A 25,821-nucleotide genomic window follows, 5' to 3' on the forward strand; every position below is an offset into this window, starting at 1 on the left:
TTATTTGATTTTCCGTGTCTGAAAACAATTCTCAACGTAAGGACAAACGAATTTGCTGATATCTCCACCAAGTTTGGCTATTTCTCTTACTATGCTTCCGGAAATATATTGATATTCAGGAGAGGTGATCATAAAAAATGTTTCTATATCAGGCATTAATTGACGGTTCATGCCAGCCATTTGAAATTCGTATTCAAAGTCTGAAGTAGTTCTTAACCCTCTTAAGATTAATTTTGCATTTTTTTTGTGTACAAAGTCTTTTAATAATCCATCAAAACTTTCAACCTCAACATTTGAGTATTTTTTCAAAATAATACTAGCAATATTTACTCGTTCCTCTATTTTAAAAAAAGGATACTTTTTTTTGCTATGGGCTATGCCTACTATTATTTTATCAAACAATTTAGAGGCTCTAAGAATTATATTCTCATGGCCTAGTGTTAAAGGATCGAAGGTTCCAGGATATATTGCAGTAATCATTTTTCTAATTTAATTATGACAGAGCCATGAAAAATGATGCAGTCCTTTAAAAATAAAAGACTGCATCATAAAAAGCATGTTTAAATTAAGATAGTATTATCTAGTAATTAGAAATCCATACCACCCATACCACCCATGCCGCCCATGCCACCCATGCCACCTGGCATAGAAGGTGCTGCTACTGGTTTGTCCTCAACTAATTCAGCAACGGCAGCTTCTGCAGTTAATAATAAGCTGGCAACTGAGGCTGCATTTTGTAAAGCTGTTCTGGTTACTTTAGTTGGATCTAAGACCCCTTGTGCAACCAAGTCAGTGTATTCTCCAGTAGCGGCATTATAACCATAATTACCTTTACCATTTAATACATTATTTACTACAACACTTGCTTCTTCTCCTGCATTATTAACTATAGTACGCAAAGGTTCCTCTACAGCTCTTAGAATGAGTTTAATTCCTGCATTTTGATCAGGAGTATCTCCTTTTAGATTAGCAATAGCTTGTTTTGCTCTGAGTAAGGCTACACCACCGCCTGCAACAACTCCTTCTTCTACGGCAGCACGCGTAGCATGTAGAGCATCATCTACTCTTGCTTTCTTTTCTTTCATCTCTACTTCAGTAGCAGCCCCTACTCTTATAACGGCAACTCCGCCAGCTAGCTTGGCCACTCTTTCTTGTAGTTTTTCACGGTCATAGTCAGATGTAGATTCTTCTATCTGTACTCTTATTTGCTTAACTCTATTTTCTATTGATTTGCTATCCCCAGCTCCATCTATTATTATGGTGTTTTCTTTGCCGATTTCTATACGTTTTGCTTGCCCTAGATCGTCTAAAGATGCTTTTTCTAAGGTCATGCCAGTTTCTTCTGAAATAACTACACCGCCGGTAAGTATAGCAATATCTTCTAGCATAGCTTTTCTTCTGTCACCAAAGCCAGGAGCTTTAACAGCAGTAGTTTTTAATATTCCACGAATATTATTTACTACTAAAGTAGCTAAAGCTTCACCTTCTACATCTTCAGCTATGATTAATAGTGGTCTGCTAGATTTCGCAACATGTTCCAATATTGGCAAAAGATCACGAATATTGCTGATTTTTTTGTCATATATCAAAACATAAGGGTTTTCTAAGGCTGCAACTTGCTTGTCAGCATTATTAATGAAGTAAGGAGAGAGGTAGCCACGATCAAATTGCATTCCTTCCACTACGTCAAGTTCATTTTCTAAAGACTTACCATCTTCGACAGTTATAACGCCTTCTTTCCCAACTTTATCCATTGCTTTTGCAATTATCTCGCCTATTGACGCATCGCTATTTGCAGAGATGGAACCCACTTGAGCTATTTCTTTGCTTGTGGTTATTTGTTTAGATTGTTTTTTAAGCTCTTCAACAGCTGCTATAACCGCTTTATCTATGCCTCTTTTTAAGTCTATAGGATTATATCCAGAAGCAACATACTTTAATCCTTCTTGTACTATTGATTGAGCTAGTACTGTTGCTGTTGTTGTGCCATCACCAGCGCTATCAGATGTTTTAGAGGCTACATCTTTAACTAATTGCGCTCCAATATTTTCAAACTTATCTTTTAACTCTATTTCTTTTGCAACTGATACTCCATCTTTTGTAACAATGGGAGCACCAAAAGACCTTTCAATAACTACGTTTCTACCCTTTGGTCCTAGGGTTGTTTTTACAGCATTAGCCAGTGTGTTCACACCACGCACTATGCGAACACGTGCGTCATCTCCAAATAAAACTTGTTTGGCAGCCATGTTAGCTTCCTCGGAAATAAATTTATTAAACAAATATGGTTTAGTTGATTACAGCAAGAATCTCATCTTCTTTTATTACTAGCAACTCTTCACCATCTACCTTAACTGATTGTCCAGAATATTTACCGAACAATACTTTGTCTCCAACCCTTAAGTCTACTGGTAAAATTTTGCCATCCTCAGTTTTTTTACCTGGGCCGACAGCAAGTACCTCTCCTTGATCAGGTTTTTCTGCTGCGCTTTCTGGGATAACTATACCAGAAGCAGTTTTTCTTTCATTATCTAAACGTTTGACGATCACTCGATCGTGTAGAGGACGTAGAGCCATAAGAAACTCCTGTTTAAAATTTTATATTAATTAAAAATTACTGGTTATTTGTTATATACCAGCTATATGGACTATGTATGGCCTATATTTTTTTATTCAAGAGGTGAAAATTATTTTTTTTTATAAGATTTAATTTTCCTATTTCAATGATTCCATTTAAAAATTATTGAAACTATTTTATTAATTAGGTAAAATAAAGAGCTTAGTTTAAGATTGGGCTGTTAGCTCAGCTGGTAGAGCAGCGGACTCTTAATCCGTAGGTCGAGTGTTCGAGCCACTCACAGCCCACCATATAGTTTTTGCATTTAGTAAAGTGCATGATGCATTGACTATCCATTGTTATTATTTAAATTGTCCATATTTTTAATATACTCAGCCACGTGCGTTTTTTTACAAGTCTAGCTTCTATTGTTTTGTGTTTGCTAACTTTTTTTAGTTCAGCTCATTCATCCGATATTTTATCAAAAGATTCGCAACAAACTAGTCAATTATATATTGATGAGATCGATAGATTACAAACTTCCTCGACCATTAGCAAATTTGATTTGCCATCTGAAGACTTGCCATTATTTTTAATTTCCGATCAGATTAATAATAATGATGATGGCTCATTTAGTTTTATTGGTAATGCTCAATTTCGTAGAATGGATTCTGTTATAAAGGGAAATCATATTAAATTTTATCGTGACAACGGTAATATATACGTTGATGGTGATGTCTACATTAGATTGGGTAATAGCGTATTGATTGGATCAAATGCATTTTTAAATTTAGATAATGTTAATGGGTACGTAAAGGATGTTAAATTTTGGCCAGGTTATAAAGAAGTTTATGGTGAGGCAGAAAGAGCTGACATAATTAGCCAATCAACTATTAAATTAGTTAATGTTATCTATTCAGGATCTGAAATCTACGATGAATCATGGCATACAAAGTCTAGTTCTGTAATACTAGATTTTGACAGAAATATAGGAAAACTTATTAATAGTCGTCTGTACTTATGTAATATACCAATTCTGTATATTCCATATATGAGCTTTCCTATAAAAGATGAGCCTAAATCTGGATTTTTAATGCCAGCTTATAGCCTGTCATATGGAAATGGTTATGATGTAGTTCTTCCATATTACGTGAATATTTCTAGTTATTGTGATGCTACAATCTATAGTAGGTTTTTAAGTCAAAGAGGACTAATACTTTCCAGTGATTTCAGATATGTTAATGATAGTTGCTACGGCATAATTAATGGTAGTTATATGCATAAAGACAAAATAACTAATTGTGATCGTTGGCACTATAAGTTTAGAAATTGCTTTTATATAAGAGATAACCTATTGCTAGATTTTGATATTTCAAGAGCATCGGATAACTATTATTTTAGGGACTTATTTTATAGGTATACAGACGTTGATGAGAAGAAGTATTTGCCTAAAATTGGTAAATTGAGTTGGACAGGAAAATATTTTGATGGACATATAACGTTATCTGCCTACCAAGTATTAGCAGATGATATAGAAACTAGTTTCTATTACCATAGGCTTCCTGAGATTCATATTAGATATCGCGATTGCTTTTGGAGTAAACTAGGTCTTGATTTAGATTTTAATATGGTAAAGTTTGTAAGATCTCGTTATCATAGGAATTTATTGTATGATGGTGGAGATCGTCTAAGTTTTTATCCAAGCATCAATTATAAGATGGTGAGTGATTATTTTTATATGACGCCAAAGCTTGGAATTCATCTGTCAGAATATCACATAAAAAATAATAATAGTACCTATTACAAGTCAAGATTTACTCCAATATGTTCTTTAGACGGTAGTGTCTCTCGCAGCGATAGTGTTGATATATTTAAAAAATCTTTTAAACAGACTTTAGAGTCAAAGTTTTTCTATTTGTATATTCCTTACTCTAATCAGGAAGATTTGCCTTGTTATGATACAAATTTAGTTGATTTTAATTATCAAAGTCTTTTTGATGAGAATGCTTATTCAGGTGGATGGGACAGGATTGCTGATGCTAATCATATAACACTTCTTTTGAGAGCTAAATATAACGATGTTAATTCGGAGTTTGAGAGAGTATCTATTTCTGCTGCAAATAGAATATACTTAGACAACAGGAAAGTATGTATGCCTGGTGAAACATTATGTAATAATAACAGCTCTATTTTATTGCTATCTGTTAAAGCTTCTACGGAGAGTGATAAGGTGTTTGAGATGTCTTTTGATTACGATTTTTATAAGAAAAATCTATGTAAATATTCTACAAGTATTAAATGGAATCCTCAAGGGTTAACAAGCATTTATATAGCATATAAATATCAAAATGATATACAAGATCTATTGAATACAATCAGTATATCTTTTCAGTGGCCATTATCAGAAAAATTGTATGGAGTAGGTAGATTGGATTTTTTGCATAGTTGCAATATAGAAGGCAATAAAAAAATTAGCATTCCAAAATTTCTTATGGGTTTTGAATATAAGAGAGATAAGTCATGGACTAATAGATTAGTCTTTCACCGTTATAGCTCATTTAATGGGAATATTAATAATGCGCTATTATTTCAGTTAGAGCTTAGAGGTTTAGGTTCTATAGGTACAGATATGGCAAATTTGTTAGAAAATAATATACAGAGTTATCGTCAGTTAGATGATGTTAATTTTTCAAATTCAATTTTTGATACTTATGAATGATGCAATTTAATAAAATTATATTAATAGTTAGTTACGTTCTAATCATAATGATATCTCCGTTTATAGCCTTTGCAGATGAATTGATATATGAGGATAAAATAATAGCTATAGTAAATAAAGATATAATAAAACTAAGCGATTTAGTTAAAGTTGAGAATTGTTTTATTAATAACTTATTAAAAAGTAGCGTCCATATACCAGATAAGTTTGTCTTACGAGCGCAATTGCTAAATCAAATGATTGATTGTGAATTGATACGACAGGAATCTAATAAGATAGGAATTTTTGTTGATGATAATAAATTAAATACCGTTATATCAGATATGGCCTCTGATTGTAAATTGTCTCTGGATTTATTTAGGTCAAAAATTGAAAAAGATGATTCTATACCATGGGATGTATATTTATATAATATTAGAAATGCAATCTATTTTAATACTATAAAACAGCATCTTGTTGAAGAAAAGATGAAAATTACAGATCTGGACGTAGAAAATTTCTTATCTGATTTGAATAAAGGAAATAAATGCCATGAAAGTTTCCTGCAAAACAGAAAAAGCTATAAGAATTTATATTCTTTATCACAGGTTTTATTAAAGCCACCACAAAATTTCTCAGGTGAGATGATTGATGACTCATGTGAGATATTGAAAGAGATTCAGGCCAAATTAAGAGCTGGAGAAAAATTTGATGATTTGCGTGATAAGTTGTATAACAATCCTTATTTATCATTTACAGATTTTTTGGGAACTAAGCCTTTAAATTGTTGGCCTGAAGTGTTTATTAATGCTATAGAGAATTTATCTGTAGGAGAGGTCAGTGAGATATTTAGAAGCCCTAGTGGTTTTCATATTATAAAAGTACTAGATATAATCCACTGTAATAATGAAGATGATGATGTGTTATCTAAGAAGTTTCATGAAATATTAATTAGGAAAAAAGGTGATTCAGTAATTCAAAGAGAAATACAGCATATCTTGATTAAACCTCATCAAATTATTAATGAAGAGGAGATCATTAATAATTTGGAGAAGATTCGATTAGATATGCTCTCCGGCAATATAAGTTTTGAAGATATGGCACGTAAGTATTCTGAAGATATAACAGCTTCTCAAGGTGGTAGCATGGGATGGGTGGCCCCAGGACATCTTGTTAGAGAGCTAGATAATGTTATTAATAAATTAGATCCAGGTCAGATTAGTGGGGTTATTAAGTCACAATACGGTTATCATTTGGTAAAAGTTAATGATATCAGGAGTAAAGATATATTTGATGAAAATAAGCGTATCAGGGCAAAAGAATATCTTATTGAATTGAATTCACAATATATTTTCGATAATTGGCTAAATAATTTAAAGAAGTGCTCTTTTATAGAGAATAGATTAATGGATTAAAGTAAAAAAGAGTAATAATGAGTTTTAAACCTCGTAAGCGTTTTGGACAGAATTTTCTTATTGATGATAGCATTATAGAAAAAATAATGACGGCCATAGATCCTAAAAGAACTGATTCTATTATAGAGATAGGCCCCGGCTTATCAGCTTTGACGGCTCCTCTTTTAGACAGGGTAGATTGTTTAATTGCTATTGAGATAGACAAGGATTTATCCAGAACTTTAAAGAATAGACATTCTTCTAAAAAATTAATGCTTATAGAGAAGGATGTAATGGATCAAGATTTTAGTATATTCGGCAACAATATTAGAATAGTTGGAAATTTACCTTATAACATATCTAGTCCTTTGCTTTTTCATTTAATGTCTGTTGCTGATATCGTAAGAGACCAGCATTTTATGCTTCAAAAAGAGGTTGTTGATAGGATGATATCTAAACCTTCCAGTAAGAATTACGGCCGTCTTTCAGTTATGCTACAAGAACGTTATAGAATAGAAAAATTATTTGATGTTCCATCAGAATCGTTTAACCCTAAACCTAAAGTTTCTTCTTCTATGGTTAGATTAATCCCATTATCAGATGCTCGTAATAAGCCAAATGATTATTTATTATTTAAGAAAGTAGTTTTAGAAGCTTTCTCTAAACGAAGAAAAACATTGAGAAATTCCTTAAAGGATTTATCAAAGGATATTCCTTGGTGCAAATTAAAAATATCTCCTGAATCTAGAGCCGAAGATATTTCAGTTGAGCAATTCATTAATCTGTCAGATCATTTTTTAAAAAATACGCCAATATTATAGATTACAATAAGAATATTGTAGACAATCCTAAAAAAACTATAAATCCTAGAGAATCAGTAGCAAATGTTAGAAGAACTGAAGACCCTATTGCTGGGTCTTTATTGAAGTGAGTTCTAAGCATTGGAACAATTACTCCAACTAAAGTTCCTATAAGTACATTACATATAATTGCTCCCATGATAACTAATGCTATTAAAACTGAATTTGACATGGACCAAGCAAATATAGCTGCAACTATTCCTCCACTAGTGCCAATAAAAGATGCAAGAATCATTTCTCTTTTAAGCAAAGGAAATAGATCCCTCTCTGTAATATGGTTCGTAGCAAGTGCTCTAATTACCATCGTCATAGTTTGATTTCCAGAGTTGCCTCCAATTCCAGCTACTATAGACATAAGGAAAGCTAGCACCACAAGCTCACTGACTGTATTTTCAAATCTGGATGCTATAAATGAAGAGATAGAAGCTGTAAATAAATTCACTAAAAGCCACGGAGACCTATTCAATATAGCAGTTGTTATTGGAGCAAATATATCTTCTTCTTGTAATCCAGCTCTTGATAAAGCCTGAGCATTTGAATCTTCTTGAATTACATCAACTACATCAGCTATTGTTACCCGTCCGATTAGTCGGCCATAATCATCTATTACTGGAGCAGAAACAAGATCATATCTTTCAAATGCTGCTGCCGCATCAGTATCTGAATCTAAAGGGCTTATAGTTAAGAAATCCCTAGTCATTACATTATAAACATCATCACTAGGATCATTGACTAATATTTTTACTAGAGGAAGAACCCCTTGTAGTTTGTCTTGTCTATCTACTACAAATATTTGATCGGTGTGATCAGGAAGTTCTTGCAATCGTCTAAGGTATCTAAGGACAACTTCAAGTGTTACATCTTCTCTTACCTTGACCATCTCGAAGTCCATTAGAGCCCCGACACTTTCTTCGGGATAGGCCATAGCCTCTAGAAGTCTAGCGCGTTCTTCATCATCTAGCCTTTTTTCTATTTCTGCTATAACTTCTGATGGTAGATCAGTAGATATATAAGCTAGCTCATCGGCATCCATTGTGCTTGTTACAGAAACTAAATCATGCCAGCTCATTGCTTCAATAAGAGATTCTCTAACCCAATTTTCTACTTCTATAAGAACATTAGGTTGTTTATTCTGATCAACTAGAGACCATATAATAAGTCTTCTATCTTTTTGTAAAGATTCTAAAATGAATGCAATATCAGCAGTATGGAGAGAGTTAATTAATGATCCTAGATCGTGAACTATGTTACTTTTGTTTAAATTGGTAGATATGTTTATTTCTAAATCATTTTCATGATGATGTTTTTTAAAATATTCTTGTATTTCTAATAATGAATTTTTAACATCGTCATGATCTAGTCGACGTATTACCAACGATTTTTTTTGAGAGTCATTAATAATTCTTTTCATTTTATTATTATAGAGATGTAAGAGGGCGACTATTTCCTTGTTTGTCTATTGCAACATAGGTCAATTTGGCTTCAACAGCTTTTACGGAGTCATTTTGGAAAGGTCTTTTTTGAGAATAAACATCTATAGATACTGTTATCGATGTATTTCCAGTTCTTACTATTGATGCATACAAGCTTATTAGATCACCTACCAATATAGGATCTTTGAATTGGATAGAGTTAACTGCAATAGTAGCCACTTTCCCAGCAGCTATTTTAGCTGCTAGTATCGAGCCAGCTATATCAATTTGTGACATTATCCATCCACCAAATATATGTCCGTTAATATTTGAGTCTGATGGCATCGGCATTATTCTTAGTACTAGTTCCTTTTCTTTAACTTCTTTATCATGTTTTGTAAGTATTGGCATGGTCTTATTAACTTTATAATGCAATTATTCTTAATACTAATAGTTTTTACGCTAAAAAAATTTAGAATGATTAGTTTAGATTACTTATTTTTGGCTGGATAATGTTGAACAAATCAATATAAATTGATTTGTTCCCGGCCAAAACCCAACCGTTATTAACAGGCCAAGGATTTTTTTCTATTATGTCCTCACATGTTCCACCAGCCTCTCTTAGTATTATTGTGCCAGCAGCAACATCCCATGCTGACAAACCAAATTCCCAATATCCATCATATCTGCCACAAGCAATCCATGCTAGGTCTAGAGCAGCTGATCCCATTCTTCTAATACTTCTAGTATTTTTTAATATGTCCTTCAATATGCCCATTTGTTTTTCATGATGTAAGCAATTATTGTATGGCAATCCAGTAGATATTATAGATTTATTAATATCTTTGGTATCTGAGCATTTTATTGTTCTTCCGTTTAATAATGATCCATGACCAAGTATAGCGCTAAAAGTTTCATTTCTGCATGGGTCATATATCACTCCTATTACTGGGGTATCTTTCTCTAATTTAGTATTGTTGATAAATGTTCCAGCATGAGCTACTAAAGAAATAGATATAGAATAATGGGGTATTCCCCGTATAAAGTTCGTTGATCCATCAAGAGGATCTATATACCATGTCGCTATCTTTCCTATTTTTCCACCGGATTCTTCCGTTATAATACCGTATTCATTGCCATCTATATTCAGTTTATCTATTATTGCAGATTCTGATTCTCGATCAGCTTGTGAGAATAAATCATTACTATTTTTATTATGTATTATCAGCTCCTGAAGGTTTTGAAAATAATATTGCAGGATTTTTGCTCCAGATTTTGCAGCATCCAACGCCATATTTAATATATTACATAAGTTCATATTACTCATGTATAAGGATTTCGAGATTATATCGTTCGACATTTATTAGGTACAGGTTTTGTAATTATGAATATTAAAATTGCTTTATTATATCAGTGTAGCAATAATTACTTAAGATAATATTATTTTTAATCAAGGTATCAATTAAACTATTGCATTATTTATAGCAACAATTTAATTGATAATTACAATAATACTGTAGTATAATTAGAAGTTATTAGGGGGTGTTAGCTCAGCCGGTAGAGCAGTTGACTTTTAATCAATTGGTCGTGGGTTCGATTCCCGCACACCCCACCAAATTCTGTTTATCTATTTAATCTTATAGACATAAGAATCGATGATATTGCCATGAGCATGCCAATGATGTTTTTTCTGCTCAATCGTTCTCTGAATAGAAAGGTTCCAGCAATTGTTCCCAATATAACTACCCCCAAATTCATAATAATAAATACTGTCGATGGCATGTTATATAAACACTTGTGTGCTTTTATATATGAAAATATATTAACCCAGTTAAGAGAACCAATTAGCAGTCCATTTATGATATTATTTTTGCTAAAAATAAATTTCTTATTTATAGATAAAATATAGATTATCATTGCTATACTAGCTATTAAGAATGATAGAAATAAGCAATTTGTTAGGGAATGATTACCACTTATTTTTTTAAACATAATATCAGCCATTCCATATGTAAAACATACTAATATGGGCCATTTAAAATTAGATAAGATTTTTACTCTTTCCTCTTCATATTCTTCTCGTTTATCTAATAAGCATAATATAGAAAATATAGTACTAGCTACATATATGATTTTTATGGCGCATGGCTTGTCATCAAATATAGTAAAAGCTGCTATTATTGGCATTACTACGGATATACGTTGAAATATTTCGCTTTTAGCCACCCCAAAATATTCTATCGATTTTGACATTGATATAAATCCTATTGGTAATAGGCATCCTAACAATAATATGTATATCATATTATTGTTTACAATGGCTAGAAGATTTTCATTGTATGTTTTAAAAAAAAATAAACTAAGAATTGTAGCTATTATGTAGTTTATTAAAACAATTTCACTAAGATCAGATTTTCTATATGTGTTTTTTTTTAGAAATTTTAAGGTTATCGATACTAGTATACTGCAAGTAATGCTTAGAAAAAGGTACAAAAAACCAACAATCATGGTTTTAGATCCCCTAGAAAATCATCTATGATGTGCAATGTGGCGGAGCGGACGGGACTCGAACCCGCGACCCCCGGCGTGACAGGCCGGTATTCTAACCAACTGAACTACCGCTCCAGCTTATTATATACAAATAAAATTGGCGTCCCCTAGGGGATTCGAACCCCTGTACTCACCGTGAAAGGGTGATGTCCTAGGCCTCTAGACGAAGGGGACAAAAATATAAATTTGGTGGAGATAAGCGGGATCGAACCGCTGACCTCTTGCATGCCATGCAAGCGCTCTCCCAGCTGAGCTATACCCCCTCCAGTTCTATTCGTTGTCTAGTTTGTCATTATGCAATAGTTTCATTTTATGTGCAAGCATATTTTTATTTGTGAGTATGTCTACTTTGTTTTTTTGCATTTTAAACACAGATTAATTAACAGCTATAACAATAGTTATATAGTTATATAGTTATACTATAAAAGTTATATAAACTAGAATCTTCTTACCCTTAACAATAGTGCTCTGCGACTATCAGATCTGATTACTTCTATCTGAATATCGTCATAAATAGCACTGTCCCCACACCTAGGTATTCTGTTTATCTGTCCTCCTAACCATCCTCCTACACTATCATACTCATGATCTGGTAATTTTATATTTAGATATTTATTAAGATGATCTATATCGGTTGCAGCCATTACTATCCATTGATTAGGGCCATCTTGGAATATAGAATTTTCTTCTGCATGATCAAATTCATCTTCTATATTACCAACTAATTGTTCTAGAACATCTTCCATCGTAACAAGTCCTGAGATTCCGCCGTGTTCATCTATTATAATAGCTTGATGATTGTGATTAATGCGAAATTCTCTTAATAATATATTAAGTTTTTTTGATTCTGGTATAAAAAAAGCTGGCCTTATTAGCGATCTGATTTCTATATTTTTATCAGATATGCATCTAAGCAGGTCCTTTGCTAGCAGGACCCCTATGACATTATCACGTTCGTTTTCAAAAACAGGAAATCTTGAATGTGTTGTTTCAAGGATTATATTAGTCATATCATTTATTGACATGGATATTTCAAGCATATTAATTTTAGAGCGTGGAATCATAATATCACTTACCGCTCTTTCTGAGATATTTATAGTGCCACGTATTACAGATAAAGCATCTAGGTCTATTAGACCTTTTGTATTTGCATCCTCAAGCAAATTTTTTATTTCCTGTATTTCTTTTGGAGAATTTTTCTGTTTTAAAAACTTAAAGAAATTCTTGGACAAAGACTTTATAGGATCAATGAATTTATATAGAACGCGAGTATAATATGAACTGTCAGACATGACTCTGTGAAACTGGATTGATCGTTGAATGATTATATCTTAAATATTAAGATACCTTTAGATGTATATTTATTATTGTGTCTTAATAGTATTATAAATATGGATTTTTTATATTAAATTTATTCAGTATTTCAATTTCTATTGCTTCCATTCTCATAGCATCTTCTTCATTTAAGTGATCAAACCCTAGTGCATGTAGTACTCCATGTATTGTTATGTGTGCTGCATGATCCTGAAAAGTTTTTTTTTGTTGTTCTGCTTCCATTTTTACTATAGGAGGGCAAATAACAATATCCCCAATTAGACAATCATGTTCTATACCATATTCAAACGTTATAACATTCGTTGCATTGTTCTTTTTTCTGAATGTTTTATTGATTTCTTGGATTTCCTTCTCATTTACCATTCTAATGTTCAATTTTAGTTTACTGCATGTATTATAATGGCAGTGCAAGAAAGATATGTTTATAGATTTTTCTATCCATTTTTTCAGTAATTTTTCATCAATATATATATTCGTAACTTCATATTGAAAATTTAACTTTATATAAGGTTTTTTATTTTTTTGAGCTAAGTTCATAAGCTGTTACAATTTTAGCTATCAGTGGGTGTCTTAATATATCTTTTTTAGTAAATGAATTTATAGATATTTCATTTATTTTATTTAGTATAGATATAGCATGATCTAATCCATTCTCATGTTTTAATGGCAAATCAATTTGCGATGGATCGCCTGTTATAACTGCTTTGCTGCCTAAACCGATCCTAGTTAAGAACATTTTCATCTGTTCAGGGGTCGTGTTTTGAGCTTCATCTAGTATAATGAAAGCATTGTTTAATGTTCTTCCTCTCATATATGCGAGAGGAGCTATTTCGATTATTTGTTTTTCAAATAATTTTTCTACTTGTTCGATTCCAATAAAATTATATAATGCATCGTATAGAGGTCTTAGATATGGATTAATTTTTTGTTCTAAATCTCCAGGCAGAAATCCAAGTTTTTCCCCTGCCTCTACTGCTGGGCGGGTTAATACTAAATGTTCGACAGCATGGCTCTCTAGTGCATTTACAGCACATGCTACAGCTAGAATAGTTTTACCAGTCCCAGCCGGACCTACTCCAAATGTAATGTCCTTTTTTAATATATTGCATAAATATGTGTATTGATTTTTTGTTCTTGGCCTTATTTTTAGTTTATCCAAGTTACAAGTTTCTAAACTATGATCTAAATCATGTTTTTGTAATTCAATATTATTGTTTAATTCTGACATTCCCAAAATAATATCTTGTTTACATATCTCTTTATATTTTGATTGCTCATAAAAGAAACAAATAGCTTTTTCTGCTAAAAGGTTATTAGATCCTATAATTGTAAATTTATTATTAAATCTTATAATTTTTGTATTTATTATATTAGATATTGTTTTAAGATTTATATCTAGTGGGCCGCACATTTTTAATAGTGAGGAGTTACTAGCATTCCCTAAAACTATACTGACATTTTTTTCTACAACGTTTGGTTCTATTTTCATTAATAATAATTAAGTCAATTGAGATTATACTTGTCCTCGTAATGTATTTCTATTTGCCTTTAATATTAATACATTTATCATCTCACCTATAAGATTATTGTTTGATTGAAAATTCACAATTCTATTATTCTCTGTACGACCCATAAATTCTGCAGGATTTTTTTTAGAATGATTTTCAACTAAAATACGTTGTTTAGTTCCTATCATTGATATAGCTATTTCTTGTGCTTGTTTATCAATAAGTCTTTGTAATTCTTGTAGTCTTTCTAATTTTACCTCGTAAGGCACATCATCATTTAGATTTGATGCTGGAGTTCCTGGTCGTCTTGAATATATAAACGAGAATGCTGTATCGAATCCTATTTCCTCGATCAGAGATATTGTTTTTTTAAAATCATCTTCGGTTTCTCCAGGAAATCCAACTATAAAATCAGATGAAACAGATAGACCTGGTCTTGATTCTCTTAGTTTTTTAATTACTGATTTATATTCAATAGCTGTATAGCCTCTTTTCATTGAAGATAGTATACGATCACTACCTGACTGAACAGGAAGATGTACAAATGATACTAATTTTGGTAAATTAGCATATGCAAGGCTAATACGTTTAGTCATTTCTCTAGGATGAGATGTAGTGTATCGTATTCGCTCAATACCTGGTATTTCATGGACATATTCTAGTAGTTTGGCAAAATCAGCCATATCTCCATTGCTAGTTTTTCCAATGTAAGCATTTACATTTTGGCCTAGTAAAGTTACTTCTTTTATCCCATTATTTGATAAGTCAGCAATTTCTATTAGAACATCTTCAAAGGGTCTAGAAACTTCTGTTCCTCTAGTGTAAGGAACTACGCAGAAGCTGCAATATTTACTGCAACCTTCCATTATAGATACAAAAGCTGTTGGGCCTTCAACTTTAGATGGCACCATTGAATCGAATTTTTCTATTTCTGGAAAACTTATGTCAACTTGAGATCTTCCTTCATTTATTTTTTTATTTATAAGATACGGCAATCGATGCAAGGTTTGAGGACCAAAAACTATATCTACAAATGGAGCTCTATTTAAGATCTCAGAGCCTTCCTGACTAGCAACACAACCACCAACTCCAATAATTATATTAGGATTTTCCTGTTTAAGAGATTTTATTCTCCCAAGATCAGAAAATACTTTTTCTTGTGCTTTTTCTCTGACTGAGCATGTATTAAATAATATTAAATCAGCTTCTTCTGGATTGTTTGTTAATAATGTATAACCATGCTCATAAAGCAAGTCTGTCATTTTATTAGAATCATATGTATTCATCTGACAGCCAAAAGTTTTAATATAAATTTTTTTATGTTTACTTATAGATTTTTTATTAGTAAAAACTTTAATGTTTTTTTCTTTCATATTTAGAAATAATTAATTTCGCGTTGATGAATACAATATTTTATTAAATTATCCCATAATTTTTAAATCTAGTAATTTTTTGCTTTACTGTGGAGGTTTTTATTTCCAAATCTCATCCACATGGCAAGTGAGGATGCAACAAATACTGATGAATATATACCAAACCATATTCCTATTGTTAGGGCAATAGAAAAGTAATGTAAAGTTTGTCCGCCGAATATTAGCATAGATAAAACCATAAGTTGTGTGCATCCGTGGGTTATTATAGTTCTAGAAACTGTTTGTGTTATGGACATATTAATTATCTCTACAATATTAATATTATTCCTACTAAGATGGTTTATATTTTCACGTATCCTATCCATTACTATTACGGACTCATTAACTGAATATCCTAGTACAGCTAATATGCCAGCAAGGACACACAGTGAGAATTCCCATTGAAAAAAGGCAAAGAACCCAAGAATTATTACTATATCGTGTAAATTGGCAATTATTCCTGACAATGCTAATTTGTATTCAAATCTTATAGTTAGATATATAACAACACCTATTACTACGGTTATTAGAGCCAATATGCCATCTATTATTAGTTCATTTCCTACCTGAGGGCCTACCGTTTCTATTCTAGTGATTTGTAAAGACGAATCGTAATTCTTAAGATCTAATAATAGATTGTTAGTTCTTTCATTTAATGCAGATTCTTTTGATAATATGGGTAATCTAATCATTATTTCACGTAAAGAATCAAATATTTGTACCTGATAATCGGTATATCCTATTTTACATATAGTCTCACTAATATCGTCAATAGAAATTTTATTTTCTCCTGAAAAGCTCATTTCTATAGTTGTGCCGCCAGTAAATTCTGTAGATAAATTTAATCCTTTGGTAGCAATGAAAAACACAGATACCATAAATGTCATTAGGCTTATTAAGTTAAGTGCTAATGAATATTTCATAAAAGGAATAGTTTTGTTAATTCGAAAAAATTCCATATTATTCCTTAATTATTATTTTTTTGGTTTCCAAACTTCACCTATGGATATTTTCAATAGATCTTTCCTTTTCCCATACCAGAAGTTTACTATAGCTCTGACACATATAACGGATGAAAACATTGATGTCATTATTCCAATACAATGTACTATCGCAAATCCACGCACTGTTCCAGATCCTAGTGTTAATAATGCTAGTCCAACTATCATAGCTGTAAAATTAGAATCTAAGATTGTAGCCCAGGCTCTTTTAAACCCATAATATATTGCTTTTTGCGGATGACTACCGTTTCTAAGTTCTTCTCTTATTCTTTCATTTATTAAAACATTAGAATCTATTGCCATACCTACGGTAAGTGCAATAGCAGCTATACCTGGTAGGTTAATTGTTACTTGCATGAAAGATAAGCAGGCAACTAATAAAATTACATTTATAATTAACCCAATGCTAGAAAACAACCCAAACAATCCATAGTATGTTGTTATAAAACAAACTACTGATATAAATCCATATATTGTGGACTTCAGACCTTTTTCTATATTATTTAGTCCTAAACTTGGTCCTATATTTTTTTCTTCTACTATTTTCATTGGCGCTGCTAGAAGACCAGATCTTAACAATATAGAAATCTCAGCCGCTTCTTCTGAGCTCATTGCTCCTGATATTTGAACTTGGCCTCCTGGGATTTCACTTCTTATAAAAGGCGCAGTTATTATTTCTCCTATTCCGTTTTCGAATAGAATTATTGCCATGCGTTTATTTATATTGTCTCTAGTGACATCTTTAAATATGCGAGCGCCTTTAGAGTCCAAGGTCAAGTTCACAGATGGTTGTCTTGTTTGAGGATCACGACCATAACGCGCATCTTTTATATTAGAACTAGTTAATATAGGCTGTTTATATATAAATGTATTATTACCTTTATGATCTTTAATGTTTTCTATGCCAAAAGGAAGCAAGCCTTTTTTAAAAAGATTCTTGGTCTCATTAGAATCATCAACCATTCTCACTTCTAGTTTCGCTGTTCTTCCTATTAGATCCTTGGCTTTTGATGTGTCTTGTTTCCCAGGGAGCTGTACAATGATGCGTCTATTACCTTGTTGCTGTATTATTGGCTCAGAATCACTTAGTCCAGTTATGCGTTTATTTAATGTAGATATATTTTGAGAAAGAGCATTAGTTTTTAGCGTTTCTAAAAGTTTTTTACTAAAGTAAATGTTTATTATTAATTGATTGCGTATATTTTCTTCTATTACTATGTCATCATCTTGCCACTGTTTTTTTATATTTTTTATTGCCTCACTCTTGTCGTTCAATTGATTTAATTTTATTAATATACCACTTTTATTGCAATCTATCTTTGATGCTATTTTTTTCCTATTAAGAATTGATCTTATTTCAATTGCAGTTTCGTTATATTTTGATTCTATTGCTGCATCAGTATCGACTTCTATTAGAAAATGTACTCCACCACGTAGGTCCAGACCTAGCGACATAGGTTTGGCACCCAAATGATCAAAGATTTTCATAAAATTTGGCGTTACACTAGTCATGCCAACTGTTATGTTATATTTCTTATCTTTATCTATGTTTTTATTCAAAATTCCATCAAGCTTTTCTAAAAGAGAATATTGATCTTCTGATGAAAATAGCTTGATTTTAATGATAGTATCTGTCTCTAAAGATATCGAATAATTTTTTATAGCAGAATCTGCAATTATGTTTTTTATTTTCTCAATAACCATATTGTCGATTTTTCTATGTGTTCGCACCTCAGATATTTGTATACAAGGAACTAGCTCATAAAAATTTGGTGTCATATATATACACCCAATAAGAACCGCAAATATGATAAAAAAGTTTTTCCAGGCAGGATAGCGATTCATAGATTTAGATAATGGCTATAGAAATTAATATTAATATTATAGATGCTATAAGGATTTCATAGTTCCTTTTGGTAAAACTCCAATAATTGCATTTTTCTGAGTTGTTATTTCAATAGGACCTTTGTCTGCAGAATATGAAATATCGATAACAACATAATTTTCGTTTATTTTTTTTATTTTCCCTAATATTCCACCAGAAGTGATAATTTCGTCATTTTCTGATAAATTAGAAATGAGGTTCTTATGCTCTTTTTGTCGTTTTATCTGTGGTTTTATCATTAAGAAATATAAAACAAGGAACATAACTAATATAGGAAGCATGTTTAATATAGGGTTCCCTTCCGATACTGCAGCATTTGCTTGAATCATGACTAAATTCGAGATGCTATTTATATACATTATTTTATTCCTATTAGTTGAGCTTAATTAGTCATTATAATTGTTTTTTATTCTTTATCAATTTTTAATCTATTACTAGATCTTATTACTAGATCTATCATCCAGGAAATTTTTTTTCCATTCGTAAAACTTTTTTTCATGTATTGAGTTTCTGATTTCTTTCATCATGTTTAGATAAAAATGTAAATTATGTATTGTGTTCAACATTGATGAATTTATTTCTTTGGTTATTTGCAAGTGATGCAAGTATGATCTTGTAAAATTACGGCATGTATAGCATGTACATGTTGGATCAAGGTTATTAAGATCATTTTTATATCTTGAGTTTTTTATTTTAATATTTCCATAACGAGTAAATAGACAGCCATTTCGAGCGTTCCTGGTTGGCATAACACAATCAAACATATCAATTCCGTTAGATACTGCATTTACTATATCTTCAGGAGTTCCAACTCCCATTAAATATTTAGGGAAGTGTTCTGGTATCCTCGGGCTTACAAATTCGAGAATTTGATGCAAGTATTCTTTTGGTTCTCCTACAGATAGTCCTCCGATAGCATATCCATTAAATCCAATGTCCAGTAGTCCATTTATAGACTCCTCACGTAAATCCTCATAAATTCCTCCTTGCACTATCCCAAATATAGAGTTTTTATTTTCTTGGCGTTTGAATTCATCTAGAGAGCGTTTGGACCATCTTAGTGATAATTCCATAGAAACACGTGCTTCTTCCCTAGTTATCACATGAGATTCTATTTTATATGGAGTGCACTCATCAAAAATCATTACAACATCAGAATTTAATAGGCTTTGTACTTGTATAGATTTTTCTGGCGTCAGAAATAGTTTTGATCCATTTATAGGAGATGAGAAACTAACTCCTTCCTCTGTTATTTTACATAGTTTTTTTAGACTGAATACCTGGAATCCACCAGAATCAGTTAATATTGGTTTTTCCCATTTTATAAAGTTATGTAACCCTTTATGGGAGTTTATAATTTCTATACCTGGCCTCATCCACAAATGCAGTGTATTGCCCAATATGATTTGTGCTCTGGTTTCCTCTAGGTCTCGTTTTAACATTGCTTTTACGCATCCACTAGTTCCAACAGGCATAAAAATTGGTGTTTTTATTGATCCATGATTTAGATTTAGCAAACCATTCCTTGCTAGGCCATCATTATTTATTACTTTAAAATTTAGATTATTTTTCATTTTGGCACTCAACAAACATTGCATCACCGTAGCTAAAAAATCGATAATTATATTTTACAGCATGATTATATGCTTTTAAAATTCTGTCTCTGCCAGCCAATGCAGAAACTAGAATCAATAGTGTGGATTTTGGAAGATGAAAGTTTGTTATTAATGCATCCACAATTTTAAACTTATATCCTGGTTTTATAAATAAATTTGTTTCGTTACACACTGGATTTATTATGCTTCTATTTTCTGATGAGTAATTATCAGAGTTTAATGCTGCTGATTCTAATGCTCTAGCGCTAGTTGTTCCAACTGCAATTATCCTTTTGCCTTTAAGCCTAGCATCTTTTATAGATTTTATTGTTGATGATGGTATATCATATCTCTCAGTATGCATTCTATGTTCGTTAATGTATTGAGTCCTGATTGGTTGGAATGTTCCAGCCCCTACATGTAAAGTTAAAAATGCCATTTTTATATCACGTGACTTGAGTTTCTTTAGAATTTTTTGATCGAAATGAAGACCGGCTGTTGGTGCTGCAACTGCGCCTGGATTTTTGGCAAATATAGTTTGGTATCTTAATTCATCAGAATTGTCTTTTTGTTTTTTTATATATGGAGGCAAAGGAATATCCCCATATTTTTCAAGCACAATAGCAATATTTTCTGAAAAATTTAATAGAAAAAAATCATTACTTCTTGAAAAAATATCTACTTCAATAATATTTGAAATAAGCACTTTGGTTCCTAATTTTATAGTGCTATTAGATTTAATTTGAGCAAGTGCTATATTTGAATCCAAGATCCTTTCTATTAAAATCTCTATTTTCCCTCCACTAGGTTTTTGAGCCTTTAAACGAGCTTTTATTACTTTTGTGTCGTTAAAAACTAAAAGATCTCCTGGTTCTAGGATTTCTGCTAAATCACAAAAATTCAAGTCATGAATATTTTTTCCTGAATCTATATGTAAGAGTCTACTGTTACTGCGCTCAATTTCTGGATTTTGTGCTATTAGATTCTTTGGTAAAAAATAATTAAAATTAGATATGTTGATTGATTCTGACACGGTATTATTAATGTTGTTTTTATTTATAAGGTTTTATCAAGTATAATAGACAAGATAGCAATGTTGTAGGAAATTAATCTAAAAATTTGTTTTAAAACCTATATTTTTTACAAACCTAAATTATCCCATAAACTGTCAATATTCTTTTTAACAGAATCTGACATTATTATTGGCTTGCCCCATTGCCTTTCAGTTTCTCCAGGGAATTTGTTAGTAGCATCTATGCCCATTTTGCTGCCCAAACCAGATTTAGGAGAAGCAAAATCCAAGTAATCTATGGGAGTGTTTTCCACTAGCAAGGTATCTCTAAGAGGATCTGTTCTGGTGCTTATAGCCCAGACAACTTCTTTCCAGTCTCTAACATTTATATCTTCGTCTACTATTATTATGAATTTTGTGTACATGAATTGACGAAGCATCCCCCATAGGCCAAACATCATTCTTCTAGCATGACCAGCATACTGTTTTTTAATCGATATTATAGCTACCCTATAACTGCATCCTTCAGCTGGCAAATGAAAATCTACAATTTCTGTAAACTGTCTTTTCAGGATAGGGATAAAGATTTCATTCATAGCTAAACCAAGCACAGCTGGCTCATCCATAGGTTTACCAGTATAGGTAGAGTGATATATGGGAGATTCCCTCATAGTAATTCTGTTAACGGTCATTACAGGAAACCATTCTTTTTCATTATAATAGCCTGTATGATCGCCATAAGGGCCCTCTAAGGCCGTTTCATAGCTTGATGATGATGGCATTATGCAGCCCTCTATAATTATTTCAGCCCTTGCTGGCACATATAATTCTGACCCAATAGATTTTGTTATTTCTGTTCTAGAGCCTCTAAGCAAGCCGGCAAACTGATATTCAGAAAGAGTGTCTGGTATTGGAGCAACTGCACCAAGCATCGTTGCTGGGTCTGCGCCAATAGCAACAGCTATGGGAAAAGGTTCATTTTTGTTAAGTTTTACATGTTCTTGAAAATCTAATGCGCCGCCTCTGTGAGGGAGCCAACGCATTATTAATTTGTTTTTTTCTAGTAATTGTTGGCGATATATTCCTATATTTTGACGTTTATTCAATGGTTTTTTTGTTATGACTAAACCCCATGTTAACAAAGGTGCTACATCATCTGGCCAGCATTTTTGAATTGGAATATCAAATAAATTAATATCGTTTTGTTCTATTACGATCTCTTGGCAAGGAGCATTATTTATTATCTTTGGATTCATGTCCCACAAAGCCGCTTTTAGCATAGAGATTTTTGAGAAAGCATCTCGAATACTATTTGGAGCCTCAGGTTCACGCAATGAGGCTAAAATCTCTCCTACATCAGTTAGTGATTTTATAGAGCTGGAGTCTATGCCTAGAGATATTCTATCTACAGTTCCAAATAAATTTGTTAATACAGGCATAGAGGATTTTTTGTCATTATGCAATATATTTTCAAACAACAGAGCAGGTCCTTTCTTGGCAATTACTCTTGATGATATCTCTGTTATTTCTAAGTTAGAGCAAATTTGAGCATTAATCCTTTTCAATAGGTTTTTTTTCTCTAAATGCGTAATGAATTCTCTTAGGTCGCGATACTTCACGTCAGATTTCCAGTTAGTTAATCAGATATTCCAGTGCATCATACTACTGACAGCAGAGATAATTGCAATGCCAGCAGTTTCTGTTCTAAGAATTCTAGCCCCAAAGTTCATAGGATATATATTATTCGAATGAGCTGCTAGGTTTAATTCTTTTTTAGACCATCCTCCTTCAGGACCTATCATGATGGTTAATGATTTTGTGTCTTTGATCTTCTCGATCACATCAAAAATATTATCTTTTGATAGAGGATCGCAAATTATATGAGGATCTTCTTTGGGTCGAGACATATAGCGGCTCATACAAACATGCTCATCAATTTCGGCTAATAAGTTCCTACCGCACTGTTCACTAGCAGCTATTACAACGCGTCTCCAGTGTGACAGGTTTTTATGAGTTATATTGTTATTGCATCTTTGTGTTTGTATTGGGACAATTCGTCTAACTCCAAGTTCTGTAGATTTTTCTATTATGAAATCCATCTTGTTTTTTGATGTTATAGCTTGAACTAAGGTTATATTCCCTAATAGCTCCAATTCTTTTTCTATGTGTTCCCTTATATCAGCAAAGAAGATCTTATTGCTTATAATTAGTCTTGATAAATATTCTCCTCCAAGACCATTAAAAAGTAATATATCATCACCGTGTGCTAGTCTAAGTGCCTTAATATGGCGCATAACTCCATCAGGAAGTTGAATAATTTCGCTTATATGTAGATTTATATCGCAAAAAAAACGTGATAATTGCATGTTATTGATAAATTAATCCTGGTATTATCTTTACTTTGACATACTGTGTTTACATAGATACATTAATTATAAACATAATTATAAATTTGTTTAGGCTAGGTTACTATATTTTACACAGATGGTAAAATTAAAATCACTAGATTATTTATTTTTAAGCGTTGGAGTTAAAGAGTTATCACATGAGTAATATGACGAACACACCTAAATATTTTTTGGCAGATTCTATACGAGTTTTATCTATGGATTCAGTTCAGCAAGCAAATTCAGGACATCCTGGGGCCCCGATGGGAATGGCAGAAATGGCACAGGCACTTTGGAGAAATAATTTGCAGCATAATCCTTCTGATCCTAATTGGATAAATCGAGATCGTTTTGTCTTGTCTAACGGACATGCATCTATGCTCCTGTATTCTTTATTGCATTTGACAGGGTATGATCTCTCTATAGATGATTTAAAGACTTTTCGCCAATTGCATTCAAAAACCCCTGGTCATCCTGAAGTGGGAATTACTCCAGGGGTTGAGACTACTACTGGCCCACTTGGGCAAGGATTAGCTAATGCAGTAGGAATGGCTTTGGCAGAAACTTTGCTAGCTTTAGAGTTTAATAGGCCAGGATTTGATATAATAGATCATAGAACTTATGCAATAGTTGGTGATGGTTGTTTGATGGAAGGCATATCTCATGAGGTTTGTTCTCTAGCAGGAACATTGAAGCTATCTAAGTTAGTCGTATTATACGATGACAATGGTATTTCTATTGATGGTCATGTGAAGAATTGGTTTGGCGATGATACGGCAGCTCGTTTTCGTGGGTATAACTGGAACGTTATCGAAGGAATAGATGGTCATAATGTAGATGCTATTGATGCGGCCATAAAATTAGCTAGATCTCAAAATGACAAGCCTACTTTAATAATTTGTCATACTATTATTGGAAAGGGATCTCCAAATATGGCAGGTACACATAGTGTACACGGCTCTCCGTTAGGTAAGGATGAATTAGCAGCTACACGTGATAACCTGAATTGGAAGCATGATAAGTTCTTTATACCTGAAGAGGTATATGAGGCATGGGATGCTAGGGAGATAGGGGCCAAATTACAATCAACGTGGCAATCTAAGTTTAGTATTTATAGTGATAAGTATCCTGAGTTGTCTAAAGATCTTATTCGCCGAATGAATGGAGACTTGCCTGATGATTTTGATAGTTTTGCAAATAAACTTATTAATATGACGATTGATAAGGCGGAGACACTAGCAACTAGGAAGGCGTCCCAGTTAGCTATTTCCGAGCTGGTATCAGAACTGCCAGAATTATTGGGAGGTTCTGCTGATTTAACTGGTTCAAATTTTACTGATTGGAAAGACTCGGTTTCCGTTCGATCTGATAGCAAAGGAACCAATTTTGGTAGATACATAAATTATGGCGTGCGTGAATTCGGCATGGCCGCTATAATGAACGGAATATCATTACACGGTGGTTATTTGCCATTTGGAGGAACTTTTCTAACTTTCTCTGATTATTCTCGTAATGCTATTAGAATGGCGGCTTTAATGAGACAAAAAGTAATTCATATATTCACTCATGATTCAATAGGATTGGGTGAAGATGGTCCTACGCATCAGTCAATAGAGCATGCAGCTAGCTTACGTCTTATTCCTAATTTGTCTGTATGGAGACCATGTGACACTTTAGAGACAGTAGTTGCTTGGTTATATGGGGTTCGTAGAAATTCTAGTGTAGGAATGAGAGTTAGAGATGGGGGACCAACTGCTTTATTGCTTTCTAGACAGAATTTGCCTTTTATTGATAGAGATAGAGATACTGTTGAATCAATAAGTAAGGGTGGTTACATATTAAAGGAAAACAAGAATGCTGAGGCAGTAATTATAGCAACAGGCTCTGAGATTTCTATTGCTTTGGATGCTCAAAGCAAGTTAAGTGAAGAAGGTATCATGATCAGAGTAGTTTCTATGCCAAGTACAGATGTTTTTGATAAACAGGATATTAGCTGGAAAAACAAGGTTCTTCCTAGTGACTTGCCTCGTATAGCTATAGAAGCAGGTGTTACATCTGGATGGTATAAGTATGTTGGTATAGATGGTATAGTTTTAGGTATTGATCGTTATGGTGAGTCAGCTCCTGCCGGTTGTTTATTTAAATTTTTTGGCTTAACTGTTGATGTTGTTGCTGATGCTGTAAGAAAGATTTTGTTAAATAAAGGGATATAATT

Annotated in this window: 22 protein-coding genes and 5 tRNA genes; 6 read left to right on the forward strand and 21 right to left on the reverse strand. The window is 32.5% G+C overall.

Annotated features, from left to right (window positions below):
• The 3 genes from coaD to CKBE_RS01420 form a co-directional block, all read right to left on the reverse strand.
• A complete protein-coding gene (gene coaD, locus CKBE_RS01410) occupies positions 1-480 on the reverse strand; it encodes a pantetheine-phosphate adenylyltransferase (protein ID WP_015237825.1) in 480 nt (159 codons plus the stop codon).
• 107 nt (positions 481-587) lie between these two features.
• The gene (groL, locus tag CKBE_RS01415) at positions 588-2,249 is read right to left on the reverse strand and encodes a chaperonin GroEL (RefSeq protein WP_015237826.1); all 1,662 of its coding nucleotides are present in this window, start codon (positions 2,247-2,249) and stop codon (positions 588-590) included.
• 40 nt (positions 2,250-2,289) lie between these two features.
• Positions 2,290-2,577, reverse strand: coding sequence for a co-chaperone GroES (locus CKBE_RS01420; protein WP_015389963.1), 288 nt, complete (start codon positions 2,575-2,577; stop codon positions 2,290-2,292).
• Between the two features lie 215 nt (positions 2,578-2,792).
• On the opposite strand from CKBE_RS01420, the gene CKBE_RS01425 reads away from it, so the two are divergent.
• The 4 genes from CKBE_RS01425 to rsmA all read left to right on the forward strand — a co-directional run bounded on the left by CKBE_RS01425 (position 2,793) and on the right by rsmA (position 7,470).
• A tRNA-Lys gene (locus CKBE_RS01425) sits at positions 2,793-2,868 on the forward strand.
• Positions 2,869-2,957: 89 nt separating this feature from the next.
• Entirely contained in the window at positions 2,958-5,276 is a 2,319-nt protein-coding gene (locus tag CKBE_RS01430; protein WP_015237828.1) for an LPS-assembly protein LptD, read from the forward strand.
• 47 nt (positions 5,277-5,323) lie between these two features.
• On the forward strand, positions 5,324-6,670 hold the full coding sequence (locus CKBE_RS01435; protein WP_338026481.1) for a peptidylprolyl isomerase: 1,347 nt from the start codon (positions 5,324-5,326) through the stop codon (positions 6,668-6,670).
• A 17-nt stretch (positions 6,671-6,687) separates the two neighbouring features.
• Positions 6,688-7,470 carry a 16S rRNA (adenine(1518)-N(6)/adenine(1519)-N(6))-dimethyltransferase RsmA gene (rsmA, locus tag CKBE_RS01440; protein WP_015237830.1) on the forward strand — a complete coding sequence of 261 codons (783 nt, stop codon included), beginning with the start codon at positions 6,688-6,690 and terminating at the stop codon, positions 7,468-7,470.
• A 1-nt stretch (position 7,471) separates the two neighbouring features.
• Here the strand turns inward: rsmA and mgtE are convergent, their stop codons facing one another.
• The 3 genes from mgtE to CKBE_RS01455 all read right to left on the reverse strand — a co-directional run bounded on the left by mgtE (position 7,472) and on the right by CKBE_RS01455 (position 10,239).
• On the reverse strand, positions 7,472-8,920 hold the full coding sequence (mgtE, locus tag CKBE_RS01445) for a magnesium transporter (RefSeq protein WP_015237831.1): 1,449 nt from the start codon (positions 8,918-8,920) through the stop codon (positions 7,472-7,474).
• A gap of 7 nt (positions 8,921-8,927) precedes the next feature.
• Positions 8,928-9,332 (reverse strand): acyl-CoA thioesterase, encoded by a 405-nt coding sequence (locus CKBE_RS01450; RefSeq protein ID WP_015237832.1) that lies wholly within the window; start codon positions 9,330-9,332, stop codon positions 8,928-8,930.
• 70 nt (positions 9,333-9,402) lie between these two features.
• Positions 9,403-10,239 (reverse strand): inositol monophosphatase family protein, encoded by an 837-nt coding sequence (locus tag CKBE_RS01455; protein WP_015389964.1) that lies wholly within the window; start codon positions 10,237-10,239, stop codon positions 9,403-9,405.
• Positions 10,240-10,460: 221 nt separating this feature from the next.
• Here CKBE_RS01455 and CKBE_RS01460 point away from each other — a divergent pair.
• Positions 10,461-10,536 (forward strand) — tRNA-Lys (locus tag CKBE_RS01460).
• An 8-nt stretch (positions 10,537-10,544) separates the two neighbouring features.
• On the opposite strand, the gene CKBE_RS01465 is transcribed toward CKBE_RS01460, so the two are convergent.
• From CKBE_RS01465 to CKBE_RS01535, 15 genes are all read right to left on the reverse strand, one after another.
• Positions 10,545-11,429, reverse strand: coding sequence for a DMT family transporter (locus tag CKBE_RS01465; RefSeq protein WP_015237834.1), 885 nt, complete (start codon positions 11,427-11,429; stop codon positions 10,545-10,547).
• A 40-nt stretch (positions 11,430-11,469) separates the two neighbouring features.
• A tRNA-Asp gene (locus CKBE_RS01470) sits at positions 11,470-11,546 on the reverse strand.
• Between the two features lie 23 nt (positions 11,547-11,569).
• Positions 11,570-11,645, reverse strand: a tRNA-Glu gene (locus CKBE_RS01475).
• A 13-nt stretch (positions 11,646-11,658) separates the two neighbouring features.
• Positions 11,659-11,734, reverse strand: a tRNA-Ala gene (locus CKBE_RS01480).
• A 174-nt stretch (positions 11,735-11,908) separates the two neighbouring features.
• Positions 11,909-12,763, reverse strand: a complete 855-nt coding sequence (locus CKBE_RS01485) for a CorC family transporter (RefSeq protein WP_015389965.1) — start codon at positions 12,761-12,763, stop codon at positions 11,909-11,911.
• Positions 12,764-12,854: 91 nt separating this feature from the next.
• Complete coding sequence (gene ybeY / locus CKBE_RS01490; RefSeq protein WP_015389966.1) at positions 12,855-13,343, reverse strand: rRNA maturation RNase YbeY; 489 nt, start codon at positions 13,341-13,343, stop codon at positions 12,855-12,857.
• Positions 13,321-14,295: a PhoH family protein gene (locus tag CKBE_RS01495; RefSeq protein ID WP_015237837.1), complete on the reverse strand. Its 975-nt coding sequence runs from the start codon at positions 14,293-14,295 to the stop codon at positions 13,321-13,323. The genes ybeY and CKBE_RS01495 overlap by 23 nt, the downstream gene beginning before the upstream one ends.
• Positions 14,296-14,319: 24 nt before the next feature.
• Positions 14,320-15,687 (reverse strand): tRNA (N6-isopentenyl adenosine(37)-C2)-methylthiotransferase MiaB, encoded by a 1,368-nt coding sequence (gene miaB / locus CKBE_RS01500; protein WP_015237838.1) that lies wholly within the window; start codon positions 15,685-15,687, stop codon positions 14,320-14,322.
• Between the two features lie 68 nt (positions 15,688-15,755).
• Positions 15,756-16,685 (reverse strand): protein translocase subunit SecF, encoded by a 930-nt coding sequence (secF, locus tag CKBE_RS01505; RefSeq protein WP_015237839.1) that lies wholly within the window; start codon positions 16,683-16,685, stop codon positions 15,756-15,758.
• Positions 16,686-16,700: 15 nt separating this feature from the next.
• The gene (secD, locus tag CKBE_RS01510) at positions 16,701-18,572 is read right to left on the reverse strand and encodes a protein translocase subunit SecD (RefSeq protein WP_015389967.1); all 1,872 of its coding nucleotides are present in this window, start codon (positions 18,570-18,572) and stop codon (positions 16,701-16,703) included.
• Positions 18,573-18,617: 45 nt separating this feature from the next.
• Complete coding sequence (gene yajC, locus CKBE_RS01515; protein WP_015389968.1) at positions 18,618-18,971, reverse strand: preprotein translocase subunit YajC; 354 nt, start codon at positions 18,969-18,971, stop codon at positions 18,618-18,620.
• Between the two features lie 75 nt (positions 18,972-19,046).
• Positions 19,047-20,186 (reverse strand): tRNA guanosine(34) transglycosylase Tgt, encoded by a 1,140-nt coding sequence (tgt, locus tag CKBE_RS01520; RefSeq protein ID WP_015237842.1) that lies wholly within the window; start codon positions 20,184-20,186, stop codon positions 19,047-19,049.
• Positions 20,176-21,240: a tRNA preQ1(34) S-adenosylmethionine ribosyltransferase-isomerase QueA gene (gene queA, locus CKBE_RS01525; protein WP_015237843.1), complete on the reverse strand. Its 1,065-nt coding sequence runs from the start codon at positions 21,238-21,240 to the stop codon at positions 20,176-20,178. The genes tgt and queA overlap by 11 nt, the downstream gene beginning before the upstream one ends.
• A gap of 107 nt (positions 21,241-21,347) precedes the next feature.
• Positions 21,348-22,838 (reverse strand): UbiD family decarboxylase, encoded by a 1,491-nt coding sequence (locus CKBE_RS01530; RefSeq protein WP_015389969.1) that lies wholly within the window; start codon positions 22,836-22,838, stop codon positions 21,348-21,350.
• 21 nt (positions 22,839-22,859) lie between these two features.
• Positions 22,860-23,585 carry a 16S rRNA (uracil(1498)-N(3))-methyltransferase gene (locus CKBE_RS01535; protein ID WP_015237845.1) on the reverse strand — a complete coding sequence of 242 codons (726 nt, stop codon included), beginning with the start codon at positions 23,583-23,585 and terminating at the stop codon, positions 22,860-22,862.
• Positions 23,586-23,764: 179 nt separating this feature from the next.
• Between CKBE_RS01535 and tkt the strand changes: the two genes are divergently transcribed.
• Positions 23,765-25,819: a transketolase gene (gene tkt / locus CKBE_RS01540; protein ID WP_015237846.1), complete on the forward strand. Its 2,055-nt coding sequence runs from the start codon at positions 23,765-23,767 to the stop codon at positions 25,817-25,819.
• Positions 25,820-25,821: the final 2 nt, after the last annotated feature.

The organism is Candidatus Kinetoplastibacterium blastocrithidii (ex Strigomonas culicis), from assembly GCF_000319245.1.
In the GTDB taxonomy this organism is placed as follows: domain Bacteria; phylum Pseudomonadota; class Gammaproteobacteria; order Burkholderiales; family Burkholderiaceae_B; genus Kinetoplastidibacterium; species Kinetoplastidibacterium blastocrithidiae.